The 20,800-nt window shown below is 62.5% G+C and carries 18 protein-coding genes; 16 read left to right on the top strand and 2 right to left on the bottom strand.

From position 1 onward, the window contains the following. The first annotated feature begins 87 nt into the window (after positions 1–87). From leuC to ACO06J_RS13860, 12 genes are all read left to right on the top strand, one after another. Positions 88–1,506 carry a 3-isopropylmalate dehydratase large subunit gene (leuC, locus tag ACO06J_RS13915; RefSeq protein WP_421761322.1) on the top strand — a complete coding sequence of 473 codons (1,419 nt, stop codon included), beginning with the start codon at positions 88–90 and terminating at the stop codon, positions 1,504–1,506. Beyond that, positions 1,499–2,149 carry a 3-isopropylmalate dehydratase small subunit gene (gene leuD / locus ACO06J_RS13910; protein ID WP_421761321.1) on the top strand — a complete coding sequence of 217 codons (651 nt, stop codon included), beginning with the start codon at positions 1,499–1,501 and terminating at the stop codon, positions 2,147–2,149. Before leuC ends, leuD begins: the two co-directional genes overlap by 8 nt. Beyond that, positions 2,146–2,784: an isochorismatase family protein gene (locus ACO06J_RS13905; protein ID WP_421761320.1), complete on the top strand. Its 639-nt coding sequence runs from the start codon at positions 2,146–2,148 to the stop codon at positions 2,782–2,784. Before leuD ends, ACO06J_RS13905 begins: the two co-directional genes overlap by 4 nt. Further along, positions 2,781–3,662: an isocitrate lyase/PEP mutase family protein gene (locus ACO06J_RS13900; protein WP_421761319.1), complete on the top strand. Its 882-nt coding sequence runs from the start codon at positions 2,781–2,783 to the stop codon at positions 3,660–3,662. Before ACO06J_RS13905 ends, ACO06J_RS13900 begins: the two co-directional genes overlap by 4 nt. Further along, the gene (locus tag ACO06J_RS13895) at positions 3,659–4,603 is read left to right on the top strand and encodes a 3-hydroxyacyl-CoA dehydrogenase (protein ID WP_421761318.1); all 945 of its coding nucleotides are present in this window, start codon (positions 3,659–3,661) and stop codon (positions 4,601–4,603) included. The genes ACO06J_RS13900 and ACO06J_RS13895 overlap by 4 nt, the downstream gene beginning before the upstream one ends. 303 nt (positions 4,604–4,906) lie before the next feature. Continuing rightward, on the top strand, positions 4,907–5,920 hold the full coding sequence (locus ACO06J_RS13890; RefSeq protein ID WP_421761317.1) for a LacI family DNA-binding transcriptional regulator: 1,014 nt from the start codon (positions 4,907–4,909) through the stop codon (positions 5,918–5,920). A 423-nt stretch (positions 5,921–6,343) separates the two neighbouring features. Then, positions 6,344–7,210 carry an ABC transporter permease gene (locus ACO06J_RS13885; RefSeq protein WP_421761315.1) on the top strand — a complete coding sequence of 289 codons (867 nt, stop codon included), beginning with the start codon at positions 6,344–6,346 and terminating at the stop codon, positions 7,208–7,210. A 76-nt stretch (positions 7,211–7,286) separates the two neighbouring features. Then, positions 7,287–8,171, top strand: coding sequence for a carbohydrate ABC transporter permease (locus ACO06J_RS13880; protein ID WP_421761314.1), 885 nt, complete (start codon positions 7,287–7,289; stop codon positions 8,169–8,171). A 50-nt stretch (positions 8,172–8,221) separates the two neighbouring features. After that, positions 8,222–9,772 carry a DUF3502 domain-containing protein gene (locus tag ACO06J_RS13875; RefSeq protein WP_421761313.1) on the top strand — a complete coding sequence of 517 codons (1,551 nt, stop codon included), beginning with the start codon at positions 8,222–8,224 and terminating at the stop codon, positions 9,770–9,772. Positions 9,773–9,860: 88 nt separating this feature from the next. Then, positions 9,861–10,505, top strand: a complete 645-nt coding sequence (locus tag ACO06J_RS13870) for a DUF624 domain-containing protein (RefSeq protein ID WP_421761312.1) — start codon at positions 9,861–9,863, stop codon at positions 10,503–10,505. A gap of 13 nt (positions 10,506–10,518) precedes the next feature. After that, positions 10,519–12,897, top strand: a complete 2,379-nt coding sequence (locus ACO06J_RS13865) for a glycoside hydrolase family 2 TIM barrel-domain containing protein (protein ID WP_421761311.1) — start codon at positions 10,519–10,521, stop codon at positions 12,895–12,897. A 135-nt stretch (positions 12,898–13,032) separates the two neighbouring features. Beyond that, the gene (locus tag ACO06J_RS13860) at positions 13,033–13,818 is read left to right on the top strand and encodes an SDR family NAD(P)-dependent oxidoreductase (protein WP_421761310.1); all 786 of its coding nucleotides are present in this window, start codon (positions 13,033–13,035) and stop codon (positions 13,816–13,818) included. Positions 13,819–13,926: 108 nt separating this feature from the next. On the opposite strand, the gene ACO06J_RS13855 is transcribed toward ACO06J_RS13860, so the two are convergent. After that, the gene (locus ACO06J_RS13855) at positions 13,927–14,868 is read right to left on the bottom strand and encodes a hypothetical protein (protein WP_421761309.1); all 942 of its coding nucleotides are present in this window, start codon (positions 14,866–14,868) and stop codon (positions 13,927–13,929) included. Positions 14,869–15,193: 325 nt separating this feature from the next. On the opposite strand from ACO06J_RS13855, the gene ACO06J_RS13850 reads away from it, so the two are divergent. The 4 genes from ACO06J_RS13850 (at position 15,194) to ACO06J_RS13835 (ending at position 20,278) form a co-directional block, all read left to right on the top strand. After that, positions 15,194–16,060, top strand: coding sequence for an NAD(P)-dependent oxidoreductase (locus tag ACO06J_RS13850; RefSeq protein ID WP_421761308.1), 867 nt, complete (start codon positions 15,194–15,196; stop codon positions 16,058–16,060). A gap of 148 nt (positions 16,061–16,208) precedes the next feature. Continuing rightward, a complete protein-coding gene (locus tag ACO06J_RS13845) occupies positions 16,209–16,898 on the top strand; it encodes an SDR family NAD(P)-dependent oxidoreductase (protein WP_421761307.1) in 690 nt (229 codons plus the stop codon). Between the two features lie 138 nt (positions 16,899–17,036). Then, the gene (nudC, locus tag ACO06J_RS13840; RefSeq protein ID WP_421761306.1) at positions 17,037–17,990 is read left to right on the top strand and encodes an NAD(+) diphosphatase; all 954 of its coding nucleotides are present in this window, start codon (positions 17,037–17,039) and stop codon (positions 17,988–17,990) included. A 278-nt stretch (positions 17,991–18,268) separates the two neighbouring features. After that, positions 18,269–20,278: a methyl-accepting chemotaxis protein gene (locus tag ACO06J_RS13835; protein ID WP_421761305.1), complete on the top strand. Its 2,010-nt coding sequence runs from the start codon at positions 18,269–18,271 to the stop codon at positions 20,276–20,278. Positions 20,279–20,338: 60 nt separating this feature from the next. Here ACO06J_RS13835 and ACO06J_RS13830 read toward each other — a convergent pair whose 3' ends face one another. Further along, positions 20,339–20,572, bottom strand: a complete 234-nt coding sequence (locus tag ACO06J_RS13830; protein WP_421761304.1) for a hypothetical protein — start codon at positions 20,570–20,572, stop codon at positions 20,339–20,341. Positions 20,573–20,800: the final 228 nt, after the last annotated feature.

Below are 20,800 nucleotides of genomic sequence, written 5' to 3'. Positions count from 1 at the left end.
GCAAGCGTTTCCGGATTTTCTTGAGCCCGCGCCGGGAGCGGTGATTTAGGGTGCTTGCATAGGCTTTCTTCCGCCAGATACAGACACATGCCATCTTTGACGCTCTACGATAAGGTTTGGAACCAGCACGTCGTCAAACAGTATGACGACGGCACGGCGCTGCTCTATATCGACCGCCATCTGGTCCAGGAGGTGTCGAGCCCGCAGGCCTTTGCGGGGCTGGTCGCCGACAATCGCCCGCTGCGCCGGCCGGATGCGCATATCGCGGTGGCCGACCACGCGGTGCCGACCCGGATGCGCCATCTGCCGCTGCCCGATGGCCTTGCCTCGCGCCAGGTCGCACGGCTCGAGGACAATTGTGCGCGCTTCGGCATCCACTACATCCCCATGAACGACCGGCGGCACGGGATCGTGCATGTCATCGGCCCGGAGCTTGGCTTCACCCTGCCGGGCGTGACGCTGGTGTGCGGTGACAGCCATACCTCGACCCACGGGGCGTTCGGTGCCATCGCCTTCGGCATTGGCGCCAGCGAATGCGAGTGCGTTTTTGCCACCCAGACGCTGCGCCAGCGCAAGCAGAAGACCATGCGCGTGCTGCTCAACGGCCACCTCGCGCCCGGTGTGGCCGTCAAGGACATCATCCTCGCGCTGATCGCCCAGATCGGCACCAATGGCGGCGTCGGCTACGCCATCGAATATGCAGGTTCGGCGATTGCCAGCCTGTCGATGGAAGCGCGGATGACACTGTGCAACATGTCGATCGAAGCGGGCAGCCGCGTCGGCATGGTGGCGCCGGATGAAACCACCATCGCCTACGTCAAGGGACGCCCGCTGGCGCCCGTGGGCGCTTCATGGGATGCGGCGGAAGCCTATTGGCGCAGTCTCGCAACCGACCCTGGCGCGCGGTTTGATCGTGAGGTCGGGCTCGACGTGTCGTCCCTGTCACCGCATGTCTCCTGGGGCACCAACCCCGGCGAAACCGCGCCGGTGTCGGGAGTCGTCCCCGATCCCGCCGCTGAGGCCGATCCGGTGCGGCGCGAAAAAATGGAGCGGAGCCTCCGCTACATGGACCTCGCGCCCGGCACACCGTTCAAGTCCATCGCCATCGACCGCGTCTTCATCGGCTCGTGCACCAATGGCCGGATCGAGGACCTGCGGCTCGCCGCCGGAATTGTCGCGGGCCGCACTGTGTCACCGAGCGTAACGGCGATCGTCGTGCCGGGCTCGGCGGCGGTGCGCTTGCAGGCGGAGGCAGAGGGGCTGGATCGTGTCTTCGTCGATGCGGGCTTTGAATGGCGCAACGCGGGCTGCTCGATGTGCGTTGCGATGAACGATGACCGGCTAAACCCTGGTGAACGCTGCGCCTCGACCTCCAACCGGAACTTTGAGGGCCGCCAGGGGCGCGGCGGCCGCACCCACCTGATGAGCCCGGTCATGGCGGCCGCAGCGGCCATCGCCGGTCACCTGACAGATGTTCGCAGCCTGGACACAGCCTTCAATGGATAAGTTCACCACCCTCACCAGCGTCGCAGCAGCTTTGCCCGAGGCGGATGTCGATACCGACATCATCTTTCCCGCCCGTTTTCTGCTGCTGCTGGACAAGGCCGGAGTGGGCGAGCACCTGTTCCATGAGCGGCGCTATCGGCCCGACGGCACGAAGACCGGGTTCGTCCTCAACACGCCGCCCTTCGATAGCGCGCAAATCCTTGTGGCAGATGCCAATTTTGGCTCGGGCTCGAGCCGCGAGCAGGCCGTATGGGCGCTCTCGGACTTCGGCATCCGTTGCGTCATCGCCCCCAGTTTCGGCGAAATCTTTTACGCCAACTGCTTCAAGAATGGTGTGCTGCCCATCGCCCTTGGCCCGGCCATGCACCAGCAGGTGATGGAGGCGGCCAAGAGCGGCGGGCCTATGACCATCGACCTCGAGGCGCAGACGATCTGGCTGCCCAACGGGCCGCTGCTGCATTTCGACATCGATCCCTACCGGCGCCGTGCACTGCTGCTTGGCCTCGACGAAGTGGGCGGTATCCTGGCCGACGATCTCGATGATATTGCCGCATTCGAGGCGAGACAGAAGCAGTCCCAGCCGTGGCTGGACCTCGGGGATGGCCGGCTCGATCGGCTCTTTAGCGACAAGGAAACTCCATGAGCGACGAGGATCTCTCGCAGAACTACAAGCGCGCCTTCGGCAAACGGATCGGTTTCGGCAAGCGCCCGGCGCTGCTGATGATCGATTTCGTTGAGGCCTATTTCGACCAGTTCTGCACGCTCTATGCGGGGGTGGAGGAGACGCTTGCCTCGGCCCTGCGGCTGCAGGCGGCGGCGCGGGCCGCGGGGGTACCGGTGATCTACACCAACGTCGTCTATAACAAGTCCGCCCTCAATGGCGGGCGCTTCTACCAGAAGTCGATGACGCTCCATAACTTCCTCGAAGGCAACCCGATGGGCGCCTGGCCCAAGGGGCTGGTGCCGGCCGACGACGAACTGGTGATCTCCAAGCAGTATCCCAGTGCGTTCTTCGGCACCTCGCTCGCATCGACGCTGACCACGATGGGGATCGACACCTTGATCCACACCGGCGTTTCGACCAGTGGCTGCGTGCGCGCCACCTGCGTCGATTGCTGCTCCTACGGCTTTATTCCGATCATTGTGCGCGAAGCGGTCGGTGATCGTCACCCCGCCCCGCACGAGGCCAACCTGTTCGATATGGACGCCAAGTATGGCGACGTCGTCAGCGAGGCCGAAACTCTCGCTTACTTGAACGCGCTAGGACAGAACCAATGAGCAAGCCCAGCCTCCGCGCTGCCCTCGAATCCGGCGAGTTTGTTGCCGCCCCCGGCATCCACGACATGATCACCGCGGTGGTGAGCAACAAGGTGGGCTTTGATTTCGTCTATGCGACAGGGTTCTGGATGACGGCTTCGGCCTACGGCCTGCCGGACGCGGGCATCGCCAGCTACACCCAGATGGTTGATCGCGTGGCAACACTCTGCCGCACCGCGAACGCCTCGGTGATCGCCGATGCCGATACCGGCTATGGCGGGCTGCTGAACGTCCACCACACGGTGCGCGGCTATGAGGAAGCAGGCGCGATTGCCATCCAGATCGAGGATCAGGAATTTCCCAAGAAGTGCGGCCACACCCCGTTCAAGCGCGTAGTGCCAACCATCGACATGGTGGAAAAGATCAAGGTGGCGATCGAAGCGCGCCGCAGCACCGAAACGCTGATCATCGCCCGCACCGACTCCCGGCAGACCGACGGGTTCGAAGGCGCGGTCAAGCGCGGCCTGGCCTACGCGGAAGCTGGGGCGGATATCGTCTTTCTTGAGGCGCTGGAGAGCGAAGCCGAGATGCGTGAGGCCTGCAAGCGCATCAACAAACCGATGATGGCCAACATGGCCGATGGCGGCAAGACGCCGATCCGCAGCAAGGCCGAACTCGCCGATATCGGCTACAAGCTGGCGATCTTCCCGTCGGCGACCGGCCTCGCCGCCGCAGCAGCTGCCGAGATCGCGCTCAATGTGCTGAAGACCGAGGGTACCTCGAAATCGCCCAACAGCAAGCTGTTCAGCTTTGCCGAATTCAACAGTCTCATTGGCTTTGAAGAGGTCTGGGCGTTCGAACGCCGCTGGGCCCGCGACGGCGAGCAGACCACCAAATGAGCCGCATCGCCTGTATCGGTGCAGGGACTGTCGGCCGGGCGTGGGGCGTGGTGTTTGCCCGCGCCGGCCACGACGTGATGCTGTACGACGCGCTGCCGACGGAGGTGAACGACCGCGCCCTGCCGCTGGCCCGCCAGACCATCGAACTGCTGGCCCGGGCCGGCATGCTCGAAGAGCCGGTGGAGGTCGTGTTCGCCCGCCTGCACCCGGCGGCCAGCATCGCAGAAGCGGTAACGGGCGCGGCCTATGTGCAGGAAAGCGTGCGCGAGGACCTTGCCACCAAGCGCCAGGTCTTTGCCGAGATCGCCGCCCATGCCCCGGCCGATGCGATACTTGCGTCATCGACTTCGGCGCTGCCGGGGTCGGAGTTTCTGGGCGGCCTGCTGGATCCCGGCCGGGCGCTTGTCGCCCATCCGGTCAATCCGCCATCGTTGATCCCGCTGGTTGAACTGTGCGGCACGCAGTGGACGCGGCCGGAGACGATCGACGCGGCACGGCAGCTGCTGACCACCGCGGGCATGCGGCCGATTGTGCTGCGGAAGGAAATCGAAGGCTTCATCCTCAATCGCCTGCAGTTCACCCTGGTGGCCGAGGCCCTGCACCTCGTGGGGGAAGGCTATTGCACGCCTGAAGACATCGACGCGGTGCTGACCGATGGCCTGGCGCTGCGCTGGGCCTCGATCGGCCCGTTCGAGGTTGCGCACCTCAACGCTCCGGACGGGTTGCAGGGGTTCGTCGATCGCCTCGGCCCGATGATGAAGCGGCTCGGGGCGTTGGCGCAGACCGATTATGACTGGACGCCGGCGCAGGTCGCCACAGCGCACGCCGAACTGGCAAAGCGCATTCCAATCGAACAGATCGCCGAGCGGCAGGCCTGGCGGGATCGTCGCATCCTGGCGTTGCGCAAGCTGAAACAGGATGACGCCGACGGCCAGGCATGACCTGCCAGCACCTCTGCGCTTCCGCTGCCTGACACTCTCTTGGCTGTCGGAGTTGGAGAGCAAGCCAAGCATCCTTTTCAAGGACCATTCGGACTACAGGCGACTTCGGCGTGAGGGCATGCTCGCCCCGCCCTATTGCGAACCTCGAAAACACCGACCCCTGAGCCGGGTGGCCCCGCGACCGCGCCGTCCCGGCCGCCCGCCCCAACTGGCTGGGTGCTGCCAGACCATCTCGCCCCATTGCCGCTTGCCTAAGTCTGCTCTTCGCGCCTAAGCAGGACGCAAAGTTGCTGCGGAGTTCCTGTGGTCACCCTCAAAGAAATCGCCAAAGTTGTGGGCGTCTCATCGGCGACGGTGTCGCGCGTGCTCAATTTTGATCAGACGCTCGCGGTCAGTGCCAAGACGCGTCAGGCCGTCATCGAAACGGCTCAACTGATGAACTACGAGCCGCCGCGCGCCCGCAACCGTGCCAACCAGCAGGGGCTCAGTAAAATCGCGCTTGTGCACTTCCTGCGCCCCGAGCAGGAGTTCGTTGATCCCTACTATGTCGCACTGCGGCTGGGGATCGAGAGCCGCTGCCAGGCGCTGAAGATCGAGACCGTCAAGGTCTATCACACCGACCGCCAGCCCGATGCGTCCCTGCTCCAAGGTGCGTCTGGGATCATCGCCATCGGCCGGCACGACGACGACGAAATCGCCTGGCTCAAGCGGCACAACCGCAACATCGTCTTCGCCGACTTCAGCCCACCTACCGACGAATTCGACTCCGTCGAATCCGATCTGATGCTTGCCACCCGCAAACTGCTTCAGGCGCTGACTGCGGCCGGTTACCGCCGCATCGCCTTCGCTGGCTGGACCGATGTCTATGACGGGGTGCCATCGGCGGTGCCCGAACGGCGTTGCCGGGCCTACATGCAATGGGCGCGCGAGGCCGGTGTCTTTGACGAACGCATTTGCCTGTCGGGCACCAAGACCGAAGGGAGCGGCTATCACCTTACGCGCCAAATTCTTTCGGAGAAGGATCGTCCCGACGCGCTGATCACCGCCAATGACAACATGGCCATCGGCGCATACCGCGCCATTCACGAGATGGGGCTCCGCATTCCCGACGATATCGCCGTCGCGAGCTTCAACGATATTTCGGTGGCCCAATTCATGAACCCGCCGCTCACCACCGTGCACCTCGCCGCCGAGGAGATTGGCGAAAGTGCGGTTGAATTGCTTTTGGAGCAGGCCGGCGGCCGCGAATTGCGCAAGCGGATAACGCTTGCGACCAACGTGCGCTGGCGCGGAAGCACCCGGACGCCGAACGCCTGAAACGGCCACACTAAATTTTTACTGAAAACTTGCGTGCCCTTCCGACCTCCGCTAACAATTGCGCAGAGGCGGGAGCGAACCCGCCCCATTCTGGGAGGAATGCAATGAATTTCAGTTCGACCGGCATTTGCCGGGCGCTTGGCTTTGGTCAGTCGACAACGTCGCGGTGACCATTGTGGCGCGCCTCGTTCGCGTTCCGTCGCGTCGATAGCCTTCGTCGAATTTGCAGGGCCGCAACCGAGCCAATGCTCGGGGCGGTGCAGCCCAAGGCGCCATCCAAGGCGGTCAGGCTGAGAGGATTGGTTCTATCTCTTTAGGCGGCAAACATGACCGCGGGGAGGGGAGGGGATGTCAGGCATAAAATTGGCCCCGAGGCGGAAGTCTTTTTGGCGGCAGGTCACCGACAGCAAGGTTCTCTTGCTCATGTGTGTCCCTGCGGTCGTCTTCTTCATTATCTTCAACTATGCCCCGCTTCCCGGCGCGTGGATCGCCTTCACCAATTTCAACTACCGCGACGGTATCTTCGGCAGCCCGTTCGTGGGGTTCAAGAATTTCGAGTTTCTCATCAAGTCCGGCCAGCTCTGGACCCTGACGCGCAACACGATCCTCTACAATCTCGCCTTCATCGTGCTCGGCAACATCCTGCAGATCGCCATCGCGATCATGCTCAACGAAATCCGGCTGCAGTTGTTCAAAAAGATCAGCCAGGCCGTGATGTTCCTGCCGTTCTTCATTTCGGCGGTGCTGGTCGGCGTCATCGCCTTCAATCTGCTGAACTACGATACCGGCGCGCTCAACGCGCTGATCAAGCAGACCGGCGGCGACCCCATCAAGATCTACTCGATCGCTGGCGCCTGGCCGATCATCATCATCATGGTGCATCTGTGGCAGAGCACCGGTTACGGCTCGATCGTCTACTTCGCTGCCATCATGGGTATCGACCGCGGCATGTATGAAGCGGCCACTATCGACGGTGCCTCTGCCTGGCAGCGCATCCGTTTCGTCACGCTGCCCAACCTCAAGCCAACCTTCATCATCCTAGTGCTGTTCTCGCTGGGCAGCATCATGCACGGCAATTTCGGCCTGTTCTGGAACCTCGTTGGCAACAACGCCTCGCTGTTCCAGACCACAGACATCATCGAGACCTCGGTCTACCGCATGGTGCTGTCGCAGAACAATTTCACCACTTCCACCGCCGTGGGTCTCTACCAGTCCCTGTTCGGCTTCGCTCTGGTCATGATCGCCAATGGTGTCGTGCGCCGGATCAACAGGGACTACGCGTTGTTCTGACATGGCAATAGAGTCACGCCCCACCACCGCACAATCTGCCAGCCCGGGTCTCGCTGCCCCAAGGCGCCGCCGCAACATGAACATGTCGAGAAGCGACATCGTTCTGAAGGTGATCTCCTATGCCGTGGTCACGCTCTTTGCCGTGTTCTGCCTGCTGCCATTCGTGCTGATGCTGTCGGCGTCACTGTCGAGCGAGGCCGCCATCCGCCAGAGCGGCTTCGGCATTCTGCCCAAGGACTTCTCGCTCACGGCCTACGAATACATCTTCAAGGCGCCGCGCCAGATCATTGGCTCGTACATCGTCACCATCGTGATGACGACCTTCGGGACGGCCATCGGTCTGTTCGTGATTTCGATGACGGGATACGCCCTGCATCGCCGGGATTTCCCGTTCCGCGATCACATCTCGTTCTTCATCTATTTCACGACGCTTTTTTCGGCCGGTCTGGCGCCTACCTTCCTGTGGGTGGCCCGCGACCTTGGCCTGCGCGGCAACTACCTCGCGGTTTTCCTGCAGTTGCTGATGACGCCGTGGCTCATCATCCTGATGAAGAACTTCATGCGCACCGTACCTTACGAGATCGTCGAATCCGGCAAGATCGACGGCGCCGGCGATTTTCGCATCTTCATGCAGCTGTGTCTGCCGATGATGAAGCCCGCGCTCGCAACCATCGGCCTGTTCCTGGCGCTGAGCTATTGGAACGAGTGGTACCTCTCCTCGCTCTATCTGGGCAGTTCGGTCGAGTTCAAGCCGCTCCAGTACCACCTGTACAACCTGATCAACACAGCCAATGCCCTGCGCAATTCCGTGGCCGGCTCGAACGTCAGCATCACGGATCTGCCGAGCAATACCTTGAAGATGGCGAGCGCGATCGTGGCCACCGGCCCGATCCTGCTGCTCTACCCATTCGTCCAGAGATACTTCGTCAGCGGCATCACCATCGGCGCGGTGAAAGGATGACGGCGAAGTAGACGTAGACTGAACGAACCAAAATAATGGGAGGAATTTAGATGCGAACAACAAATATCATCAAGGTGGGAGCGGCCATCCTGGCGCTCGGGATCAGTGCGACAGCGCTCATGGGCAGCGCTATCGCCCAGGATCCGCCCACCGAAATCACCATGCTCACCATGGGCGACAAGCCGACCAACGGCCGCCTTGAGGCGATGCTCGAAAAGCTGAACGAACGTCTGATTCAGCAGGCAAACGTCAAGCTGAAGATGTTCTACATCGAGTGGGCGGACTGGCAGACCCAGTACAACGTCCAACTGCTCTCGGGTGATGACAATGTCGACCTGATCGCGACCGCGACGGACTGGCTCTATGCCTGGGAAAACGCCGAAAAGGGCGCATTCCTGCCGCTGACGGAGGACATGCTCAAGGCCCACGCCCCCAAGACCTGGGCGCAGGTTGACGCCGCCGGCCACTGGGACCTCACCAAGCTTTCTGACGGCAAGATCTACTTCATGCCCGAGGATAACTACTCCCAGTACACCAACCACGGCTTCTTCTACCGTGGCGACTGGGCCAAGGAAGCAGGCTTCGAAAACGGCGAAATCACCAAGTTCGAAGATTTCACCAAGTACTTCGAGTGGGTGAAGGCCAACAAGCCGGATGCCTATCCGTGGGACGTCGCCGGCTCCAACGAGGCCGCACTGACCGGCTATATTCAGGGCCACACCGATCTGCAGCCGCTGCAGGGCGTGAACGCCGGCAATTTCGCCCCGTTCCACACCTCCTCGTCCGACCCCTACAAAGTGACGTCGTGGTACATGGAAGGTGACGCGCTGCTCGCCGCCGCCGAACTGGCCAAGAAGTGGAACCAGATCGGCGTCTGGCGCGAGGATGCGCTGAACTACGATGGCGACACCCGCGAGGAGCTCTATGCAGGTCAGTCCGGCGTGGAACAGCACCACACCCAGACCTACGTCAACGACATCGTTCACAACATGAACGAGAAGCAGCCCGGCTCCGACCCGAAGTTCTTCTACTGGGGCCAGGAGAACGGCAACTTCTACAAGGACATCTTCACGCACGGTGCCATGGCGGTCAGTGCCAAGTCCAAGAATCCTGAAAAGGCGCTTGAGGCCTATGACCTCATCCGCAATGACATGGAAGACTACCGGCTCTTCAACTATGGCATCGAGGGTGTCGACTATCTCGTCACCGCCGATGGCAAGCTGGGCTTCCCTGAAGGCTACAACTCTTCAACCGACAGCCTCGGCACCGACTACTGGTGGGGCCGCATGAACGAGTTCGAACTTCCCAAGACCACTGATGCGCCCATCAAGGCCGATTTCATCGCCAAGCTTGATAAGGTCGCCAAGGACTACCCGTACTCGACGCTGGTCATCAACAAGTCTGGCATCGACTCGACCTTGGCGGCCATGAGCGCCGTGCTGTCCGAGTACATCCCGCAGCTCGAATACGGCAAGTTCGACGACCCGGCTGCGGCCATCGCCGAGATGCGCCAGAAGCTCAAGGACGTTGGCTACGAGGACGCCCGTTCCGCTATCCAGGCGGACATGGACGCATGGGCCAAGGAACGTGGCCTGAAGTAAGCACCTGACCAGGGATCGGGCGGGTCAGCGCGGAAGCGCCAGACCCGCCCGATCTCGCCGGAAGCAGGCCTTCTGGAAGGATTGACGCGTGGATAATCTGTTTTCGGCGGATTCTGCCCTGATGCGCGGCCTGACTGTGGTCGCTGATGTGATGATCCTCAACCTCGTGTTCATCGTCACGTCTCTGCCGGTCGTCACCCTCGGCGCCTCGCTCACGGCTCTCAACTTCACCGCTATGCGCATCGCCAAAGGTCAGTGCAATTCGGTGACGGGCGACTATTTTCGCTCGTTCCGCCAAAACTTCCGCCAGGCAACATTGGTTGGCCTGGTGCTCGCGCTGCTTGGGCTCGTGCTGGCGGCCTGGTACAGCGTGATCACCAACCTCATGTCGGGCGCCGCTGAATTCGCGCTGCTGGCAATCTGGTACATCCTCGTCTTCATCCTGGCGACGACGGCCCTCTTCGCCTTCCCCTATCTCGCCAGTTTCGAGGGCCGCACCCGGGAGGTTCTGCGCAATGCGCTCCTGCTCTCGGGCAAGCACCTGCTGACCTCGCTGCTGGCGCTGGCCCTCATCGCGCTCAGCCTGGGCGTCACCATCTTTTTCCCGCACGTGACCGGTTACGGCATCGGCTGGCTGGCGATCGGCTTTGCCGGCATCGCCACCATCAACGGCATCCTGTTTGCGCGCGTCTTCAGAACCTATCTCGCCACCTCAAGATCCAACCCGGCTTAAGGGTCGCTCCCTCATGCGCACATTCGATATCCGCCAGTGGACCTTCATCCTCGCGGATGAGCCCGATGCCTGGGCAAAAGGCTTTGATGACACCGGCTGGCGCACGCTCACTGTTCCGCACGACTGGAGCGTCGAGCAGCCGTTCTCGTCCTCTTGGTCAAGCGGCACCGGCTACCTGCCCGGCGGCATCGGCTGGTATCGCGCTCACATCGCCCTGAGCACGCTCGGTGAGGTTGCGGGCACGCTTGCCCGCTTGGTCTTTCACGGTGTCTACAAGAACGCCCAGGTCTGGGTGAACGGCTATCACGTCGGCGGGCGTCCCTCGGGCTATGCCGAGTTCTCCTTCGACCTCACCGAAATCCTCTCCTATGCCAACGGCGACGATCTCGTCATCAGCGTGCGGGTCGAGCACACCGACATCTCCGATTCCCGCTGGTACAACGGTTCGGGCATCACCCGGCGTGTCTCCCTCGAGCTGCACCAGGCGCTGCGTGTCAAAGAGCACGGCACGACGTTCACGACGCTCTCGGCCGACGCGGCTGCCGCCTCAATCAAGGTCGCGACCACGCTGGTGAATGACGCCGCCGAGACCGTTACGGCACACGTGCGCCATGATCTGCGCTCTCTCGCATCCGAACGCACCCACCGGTTCGAGGCCGAATTGCAGGTGCCCGCCGGCGGCTTCGCAGATGCCATAGTCACCACAGAGGTGCCGCAGCCCGAACTCTGGTCCGACACCTCCCCGTCGCTCTATCGCCTCACCACCACCCTCGTCTGGTCAGCGGCGGGCAGTGAGCACCAGGCCGTCTACGAAGAGACTGTCGGCATCCGCACGTTCCGTTTCGATGCTGACCACGGCTTTTCGATTAATGGCGAAGCGCGCAAGCTCAAGGGCGTCTGCCTCCACGAGGATGCCGGTTGTCTTGGCACTGCCGTTCCCAACGCCGTGTGGTTGCGCCGCCTGCTCAAGCTCAAGCACATGGGCTGCAACGCTGTGCGAATGGCGCACAATCCGCATGCCCCAGAGCTCTATCGGATGTGTGACGCGCTCGGCTTCTTCGTCATCGATGAAGCTTTCGATGAGTGGGAGAACGCCAAGAACAAGTGGTGGCAGGGCCACAACGTCTATCCGCCGCGCCATCAGGGCTATGCCAAGGACTTCCACGATTGGCACGAGCGCGACCTTGTCGCCATGGTCGGCGCCCATCGCAACCACCCCTCGATCATCGCCTGGAGCATCGGCAACGAGATCGACTACCCCAACGACCCTTATGCCAGCGCCATGTTCGAGGCGATGACTGGCAATAATGACGCCAACAAATCGGCCAAGCAGCGCGCTTACGATCCCAACCGTCCCGACGCGCGCCGGCTGCCCACTCTTGCGAAAAGGCTGGCCGCGATCGTCCGGCAGAGCGACCCCACGCGTCCGGTAACGGTGGGCGCGGCCTTCCCCGAACTCTCGCGCCACACGGGTTTCTTCGATGAGCTCGACGTCGTCGGCTATAACTACAAGGAATACCTCTACGAGGGGGACCACGCCCATCTGCCGCACAAGCCGCTCTTGGGCAGTGAGAATGGCCATCGCTACACCGACTGGCTGCATGCCGCCGAAAAGGACTACATCGCCGGCCAGTTTCTCTGGACCGGCATCGACTACCTTGGCGAGGCGCACGGCTGGCCCATCCACGGTTCGGGCGCCGGGCTGCTCACAATAGCCGGCTTCGAAAAGCACACCTATCACCTGCGGCGCAGCTGGTGGTCAGACGCGCCCGTGGCCCATATCGTCACCCGGCCCTATGTCGATGAGGCCGACAAGAACTTCTGGTCACACCCGATTGCCCGCAACTGGAACGACACCGCCGGGTCGGCCATCGAAGTTCTGTGTTTTACCAATAAGGGCACCCCGCGCCTGACCTGCGGCGAGCAAGAGATTGCCCTGACCCACGATGCGGAGCACGGCTATTGGGTTGCCGTCATGCCACCCAACCGCGACCCGTTGGTGCTTGAAGCGCTGCGCGACGGCGCGGTGGTCGCACGTGACCATCTCCGGCCGACAGAGGAGGCGGCAAAGCTTGACGCCGTGGTCTGGCAGGCGCCCGCCGACGCCGTCCGCCAGTGCGCCGATGCCGGCCTCGCAACCGACGACGTCATCCAGATCGAATGCACGCTCCGCGACGCTCAGGGCAACATCGCCTGCGACGAGCGCATGGTGTCAGTCGAGGTCGAGGGCGGCACGCTGCTCGGGCTCGAGAATGGCGATCTCCGCGACAATACCGCCTATACCTTGCCGCAACGCCGCACCCTTGATGGCCGCCTCATTATCTACGTTCGCCCCAACGGCCGCGCCATCGTCCGCCTGAACGTACCGGGTCTTCCAGATATCCGGCTGTAGTGCGCGTGATCGCCTGCCAGCCGGGCACACAACCAATTGCCGACTTACCGTTTTTTGAAAAGGAACATCAGATGCTCAAATCGCTCGTCACCCTCCAAACCCTCCTCCCCTCCAGCCTGCAGGGCAGCCTCTGAAATGTTGATTGATCTCAAGGACAAAGTCGCCATCGTCACCGGCGCCGGTCGCGGCATCGGCAATGAAATCGCACGCACCCTGGCCAGTGAGGGCGCCATCGTCGTCGTCACCGATATCCGCCAGGAACTGCTCGACGAAGTCGCCGCCGAATGGCAGCGCAACGGCTGGGCCGGCCTGCAGCTGCTCTGCGACGTCCGAAAAGCCGAAGACAACCGCGCCGTCGCGGCCGAGGTGGAAAGGGCCTTCGGCCGCATCGACATTCTCGTCAACAATGCTGGTGTCGCCGGCGGCGCCCGTGTTGAAGAACTTTCCGAGGAGGTCTGGGACCTCAACATGGATATCAACCTCAAGGGCACATTCCTGATGTGCCAGGCAGTGATCCCGACCATGAAGCGCCAGCAGTCTGGCCGGATCCTCAACGCCTCATCCTTTGCCGCCATCATCCCCTCGATCGGCGGCGCAGCCTATGCTGCCTCGAAATCCGGCGTTGAAGCTTTCACCCGCGTTCTGGCCGGCGAGCTGGGCCCGTTTGACATCACCGTCAACTGCTACGCCCCCGGAATGATCCCCACCGGCATGAACCGCTTCGCTGAACGAAACGACGTCGACAAGGGCCGCCTGCTCGATACCCTGACCCTCCGCCGCTGGGGCAGCCCCAAGGACGTCGCCCAGCTCATCTGCTTCCTGTCGTCCGATCTGGCTTCTTATATCACCGGCACAATGATCGACGTTTCTGGCGGCAAATTCGCCACCCAGATGCCCTGGGCCGCCCACCGCCCTGGCTGACCAATTTCCAATCGCGCGGCGTTCGTCACACATGGACGCCGCGCGATGGCTTGCCAGCAACAGGAACTGTCAACTTTACCCTCAGTGCCAGCCAACCCGCCGACCGCTTCAGGACGGAAGGGCGAGCGGTCCCGGATCTCGGTTGCAGATGAGCTGGCCGTTCTCGACGGTGAGCTTGGCCCAATGGATCACGGTGCGGCGCCGCGCGGCTTCGTTCGCGTCCACGATATGCTCGCCGTCCCAATGCGGATGCGTGAAATAAAAGAGCGCCGCCCAGTCTCCGGCCACCACAACCTGCCCGTGCCGCCCAATCTGACGATCAAGGGGGTCGGCGCCAGGGGAATCGAGAACAATACCCTGCCGTTGCCAAGCGCGGGCATCGCTGGAGCGGTAGACCCCCTGTCCGCGCCACTCGTCGACGATCATCCAGTAGCTGCCGCCCAATTCAAACACATTGGGGCCTTCATGGCCCACGCCGCCCGACTTGTTGCCTGGTATCGCCTCGCCTTCAACCTGCCAGTCAAACAGATCCGGGCTGCTTGCGACCCAGCTCCCGGAGCCATGCCCCTCGTCCTTGTACCACAGCCGGTAAAGCCCATCCGGGCACAGCGTCACTGCGGCGTCGATGACGAAGTTGGAACTCAGTTGCAAAGGTCCATGCCGCGTCCAGGTCTCAAGGTCCGAACTGGTGAAATGCACGATATGACGCTCATGCCCCGCCCAGCGATCCGGCGTTCCGACAACATAGCTCAGGTACATGTGGTAGGCACCGCGCGCCCAAATGACCTCCGGTGCCCAATGGGTGTTCAGCCCGGCATCGTTCGGATCATCCAGTCCTGCGACCGTACCGCGATACTGCCAGCTACCACCGCCATCGTACGACGAAGCCATGCCGATCGGGCTGCCATGAACCCATTCGACACCCGGACCATCGTGGTTGGCGCGCCGAACGGTGTAAAACATCACCCACTCACCGGTACCCCGACGACGGATGACAGTCGGGTCGGCAGCGCCGTCCAGTTCGGGATCCGAAAAGATTGGTGCCGACACGCTTTCCTCCACTGCATCCAAGTGGCCGGACTTTTGCCATCGATGACCGGGTTTAACAATCGGCACGCCTTGATGCGATACCGGCAATACATCTCGCTGCCAGCGGCGGCTCGGCACCGGGTGCCTAGTTTGCAGTGTATCCCCATCAATGTCACGAGAGGCTATGCTCTGGGGGATGCTCATCAAGGCCCGGGTATCGGCTTAAAGCACTCGTCTAGACGGACGCCCAAGGCCCTGATATCGGCCGTTCCCTATCCCGACCCGTGGATGGTGCGCATGAAGACGCGTCTGCGTTACACTGAAGACACCGACTAGAGAGGTTACCATGGTCAAAGCAGCATTTATCGGCCTCGGCGTGATGGGATATCCCATGGCCCGCCACCTCAAGGCCAAGGGTCACGAGGTTACTGTCTATAATCGGACCACGGCCAAGGCGAAAAAGTGGGTCGAGGAAAATGGCGGGCGCTTTGCTGCCACACCGTGCGAAGCCGCTGCCGGGCAGGAAATCGTCTTCGCCTGTGTCGGCAATGACAACGACTTGCGCGAAGTGACGCTCGGAGCCGATGGGGCATTTGCTGCGATGGGCAAGGGCACCCTGTTCGTCGACCACACCACAGCCTCCGCCGATATCGCGCGTGAACTGCATGCCGCCGCGCTTGCGCTGGGGTTTGATTTTCTTGATGCGCCAGTCTCCGGCGGCCAGGCCGGTGCCGAGAACGGGCAACTGACGGTAATGGTTGGCGGCGATGATGCGCCGTTCGAGCGTGCCCAGCCGGTGATCATGTCTTTTGCTAAAGCGTGCCGGCTGCTGGGGCCGTCAGGCTCGGGCCAGCTCGCCAAGATGATGAACCAGATCTGCATCGCCGGCGTCGTCCAGGGCCTCGCCGAGGCCGTGCACTTCGGCAAGAAATCGGGCATGGACATCGAGGCGGTCATCGAAGTCATCTCCAAGGGTGCCGCCCAGAGCTGGCAGATGGAAAACCGCTACAAGACCATGAACGCGGGCAAGTTCGACTTTGGCTTTGCCGTGGACTGGATGCGCAAGGATCTCTCGATCGTTTTGGACGAAGCAAGGAACAATGGTGCGAGGCTCCCGCTCACCGCGCTGGTCGACCAGTTCTATGCTGAGGTGCAGTCGATGGGCGGCAAGCGCTGGGACACATCGAGCCTCCTCGCCCGCCTCGAACGCTAGCGGTCATCCGGCCATACCCCGGCAGTCAGGTTCAATTCGGCTATAAGGTACGTTCATGTGCCCTCTTGCGGGCTGCAAGGCACGGACCTAGCCCTATTTCCCTCAGTATCGCGGCCAGTGCCGCTAACAAGCAGGTCTTTGAAGACTCATGGCAAAAACGATCGTCATTTTTGGATTTGGGCCGGGCATTTCCACCGGCGTTGCAGAAAAATTTGGGGCCGAGGGCTTCCAGGTCGCGCTGGTCGGCCGCACTCAAGCCCGGCTTGAGAGTGGTGTCGCGGCGCTGGTCGCAAAGGGTATCAAGGCCGCGAGCTTCATCGCCGATGCCGGCAAGCCTGCTGAGATCATCGCCGCGCTCGCAGCGGTCAAGACGCAACTGGGGCCGGTCACCGCTATCCAGTGGAACGCCATCGGCGGCACCGAGGCCCCCGACCTGCTCGCCGCCAACCCGGCGGCACTGAGCGCAGTCTTCAACGTCGCCGTTGTTGGGCTGCTTACCGCCGTCCAGACCAGCCTGCCTGATCTGAAGGCTGCCGGCGATGGCGCGGTGCTGATCACCAACGGCGCCTTCGGCGATCTCAACCCCCAGATCGACGGCTACGCTGTCATGAGCAAGAACGCCGGCATTGCCCTGGCCAATGGCGCCAAGCAGAAGCTGGTGGGCCTCCTGGTGCAGCAGCTGCAGGCCGAGGGTGTCTATGTCGGGCAGATCACCATCGCCGGCACCATCAAGGGCACCGGCTGGGAAGGCGAGAACCCCATCGCGCCATCGACCGTGGGTGACAAGTTCTGGGAGCTCTACAAGAGCCGCGGCGAGAGCTACGCCCGCCTGTCGTAAGGCGCCCTTCGGGAGCGGAGAAATCAATGCGTTTGTCCGCTCCCCGCTTGGCGTAGCACGGCAAACACCCTATCGTCGCCGGCACCGCCGGCAGTGATCCACAGGCGGCGTTTGATTGTTGCAGGTGTCGCTTTGGACGTGAGTTTTGCTTTTCAACCCGGCGCACTCGATCGTGCGGCGCACCTGCGTGCATCCGACACCGCCCATCGCGATCCGGCCGCCCGAACCCTGGTGTTCTGGCGCGGCAAGCTGTTGCTCGATGCCGAGGGCCAGCCGCTGCGTATCCCGCTCGATCACCCGGCGCTGAAGGACTGCCGCGACGCGCCGCTGCTGCTGGGCCTCGGCGATGACGGTCCCCGCTTCGCCGCCGATCTCGCGCTGTTCCAGCCGCACGAGGATGCGGCGACAGTTGGCCAGTTCACCGATGCGAGCCTGCAGGTCCACCCCAGCTTCCCTGGCGCACACTTTGGCGAAATCCGCGGCGTCATGGCCAACCTATCGCCCCTCGATGGTGAGTGCGTGGCCGTTGGCCGCGCGCTGCAGAGCTGGCACGGCACGCACCGCTTCTGCGCCAATTGCGGCGCCCCCAGTGGGGTCGAACTCTCCGGCTGGCAGCGCAAGTGCCCCGCTTGCGCCACCCAGCATTTCCCCCGCACTGATCCGGTGGTGATTATGGCCATCACTCACGGCGATCGCCTGCTGCTCGGTCGCGGGCCAAGCTGGCCCGAGCGCATGTATTCGCTGCTTGCCGGTTTTGTCGAACCGGGCGAGACCATCGAGGCGGCGGTGCGCCGCGAAACCCTCGAAGAGTCTGCCGTTCGCGTTGGCCCGGTCAGCTATGTCGCCAACCAACCCTGGCCGTTCCCGATGTCACTGATGTTCGGCTGCCATGGCGAGGCCCTGACCGACGCGATCACCACCGATCCGATCGAACTCGCCGACGCCCGCTGGGTCACCCGCAGCGAGGTGCATTCCATCCTTGCCGGTGAACATCCCACCATCGCCGTCCCCCGCAAGGGTGCTATTGCCGGTGCGTTGATCACCGCCTGGGCCAACGGCAACCTTCTGACGCCCGGCACATTTCCGCGCTGAGACGCCGCTGCGCGCTATCTTGCCGTCAATTGGCGGGGCCGGTGCCAGCGTCGCCCCCAAAGCAACGGGAAACGGACCTTGTCGGCGGTCCTTTCGGGATATTCTGAAAGCGCTCAGAAGTGTGGAGATTTATGCGCGGCTAGAACTTATCTCAATTATAACAACGCGTTAACACTGTCGTGTGACCCTCGCTCCATTGTTTTAAATCCTAGAAGGGGACGACAATGGCTTGGGGCTTTTCTTTTTCTAAAATGCGGCTTGGGACCAAACTCGCGACTATGTCCGGTTTGGGTATTGTCCTGATTTCAGCAGTCGTCGGCAGCAATCTCTACGGCGTCATAAACAGCAATGCGCTGGACGCCAGAGCCGACAATCAAGTGTCGATCAGCCGGTCGGTGATGAACGCAAAAGTCAGCATGCGCGAGACGCAGATGGCGGCGCGCGATATGCGTCTCTCCCAGTCGCCCGATGAGGCGGAAGCCGCCCTCGCCAGCGAGCACGAGAAATCGGATGCTATGAAGGCCGCGCTCGACGACGCCAAGTCGCGGATGAGCCTCGCCGCCAATATTGAGCGCGTGGACAAGGCACTCGAGTCAGCTGCCACCTACCTGCAGTTGAATGCCGATCTGCTCCCCATCCTGAAGCAGCAGATGGCCTTGCCTCCGGGCAGCAGTGACCCCTCGCTGGCAGCCAAGCGTACCGATATCGAGGCGCAGCTGAAGCTGGCCTCCGCCGTCACCGTCACCCAGTTCGACGAAATCGTCACAGCTACCACACAAGTCGAAGCCGAGGCCCAGGACGCAGCCGGCGCCCAGACGTCGCAGTCAATGCTGGTCGGTCTGGTGCTCGGCGTCATCGCCATCCTCGTTATGATCGGCTCTGCCATTTTCGGCTCGCGCTCTATCGCCAAGCCGATCCGCCTGATCACCGCCCGCATGTCGACCTTGGCGCGCAACGAGTTGCAGGCCGATATCCCCTATGTCGGCCGCCCCGATGAGATTGGCGACATGGCTGCCGCCGTGCAGGTGTTCAAGGAAAACGCCATCCAGGTGGAAGAACTGAACGCTGCCGAAGCCGTGCGCACCGGCCAGACACGCGAGCGCGCCGCCGCCATGGCCGCGCTGGTCAAGGAACTGGGCGAAGTCGTTGACGCTGCGGTGGAGGGCGACTTCTCCCGCCGTATCGGCGTCACCCTCAAGGATGCCGATCTGATGGGCGTCGCCAAGAGCGTCAACAGCCTTGTCGAAACCGTGGATCGTGGCCTCGGCGAAACTGGCGATGTGCTCGCAGCGCTCGCCCGCACCGACCTCACCAAGCAGGTGCAGGGTGACTATCGAGGTGCTTTTGCCAAGCTCAAGACCGATACCAACGCCGTGGTCGATAACCTCACCCAGGTCGTGGGCCAGTTGCGCTCCACCTCTGGCGGGCTGAAGACCGCAACCGGCGAAATTCTTGCCGGCGCCAATGATCTTGCCGAGCGCACCACCAAGCAGGCGGCAGCCATCGAAGAGACCTCTGCTGCCATGGAGCAGCTCGCGTCCACCGTCGTCGACAACGCCAAGCGCGCCGAGCAGGCGTCCAGCAAGGCGCGGTCGGTTTCGACTACGGCTGAAGAGACGGGCGAGGTGATGACCAAGTCCAACACCGCCATGGAGCGCATCAGTTCGTCCTCAGCAAAGATCTCCAACATCATCGGGTTGATCGACGATATCGCCTTCCAGACCAACTTGCTGGCCCTTAACGCTTCGGTCGAAGCGGCGCGCGCCGGTGATGCGGGCAAGGGCTTTGCCGTGGTGGCCGTGGAAGTCCGGCGCCTCGCCCAGTCTGCCGCCAGCGCCTCTTCTGAGGTCAAGGCGCTGATCGAACAGTCGGCTGGCGAGGTCAGTTCGGGCAGCAAGCTCGTCTCCGAGGCGACCCAGAAGCTCGTCTCGATGCTTGAGGATATCCGCGAAAGCGCGTCGCTCACCCAGGGCATTTCCGATGCCACCCGCGAGCAGTCCTCGGCCATTTCCGAAGTCACTACTGCCATCCGGCAGATGGATGAAATGACCCAGCACAATGCCGCGCTGGTCGAAGAGACCAATGCCGCCATCGAACAGACCGAAAGCCAGGCCAATGAGCTTGACCGGATCGTCGAGGTCTTTGTGGTGGATGGTCCGGCACGCCGCGTGCTCCGCACTGAGCCAGCGTCCGGCATCAAGGCCCTGCAGTCCAAGGTGAGGTCCGCTGCGGACAGCTATCTCAGCCAGGGCAATGCGGCGCTGAAGAAGGACTGGGCGGAGTTCTGATCCCGCCTGAAGTCTGATATTGAATGGCGCCCAAGGGCGCCATTCTGCATTTCGGGGTTTCTACTCCCCCAGCCCCTGCGGCAGCGTGCCGATGCGGAGCAGGACTTGCGGGTCGTCGTAGGTGTCGGTCTCGACATCGATATTGGCCCAATAGGCCCAGACGCCAGAGCGGCTCGGCGACAGTCGTTCGGCCGTGGCGATCGCCGCTTCGGCGCTCTTGGCGGCCTGCGGCGCGTCCGGTTCGAGCTTTCGACCCTTCTGGCGAAAGCCCTGCACGAAATACATGATGGTCATGGCAACTCCCTGAGGCCCGTTGCCTATCATCGCCCGTGCTCCGGGCCGTCATGAATTCCGAAGTGGGGCACAACAGAAATCCCCCAACGGCGCGCCCCCGCTGAGCGAATGCCCCTGCGTCACAGCAGTTGCGTCCGTCGCTGGCGCATTAAGTAATCGTCACAAAAGCATCTGGTAATAATGTGATCATCAAGTATGGATGGTAGCGGGCAGCAGAGATTGCCTCTG

The sequence above is a fragment of the Devosia sp. genome (genome assembly GCF_965229025.1).
GTDB lineage: Bacteria > Pseudomonadota > Alphaproteobacteria > Rhizobiales > Devosiaceae > Devosia_A.
Note: the sequence above shows the minus strand (reverse complement) of the source record. Positions and strands in the feature narration are given on the sequence as shown.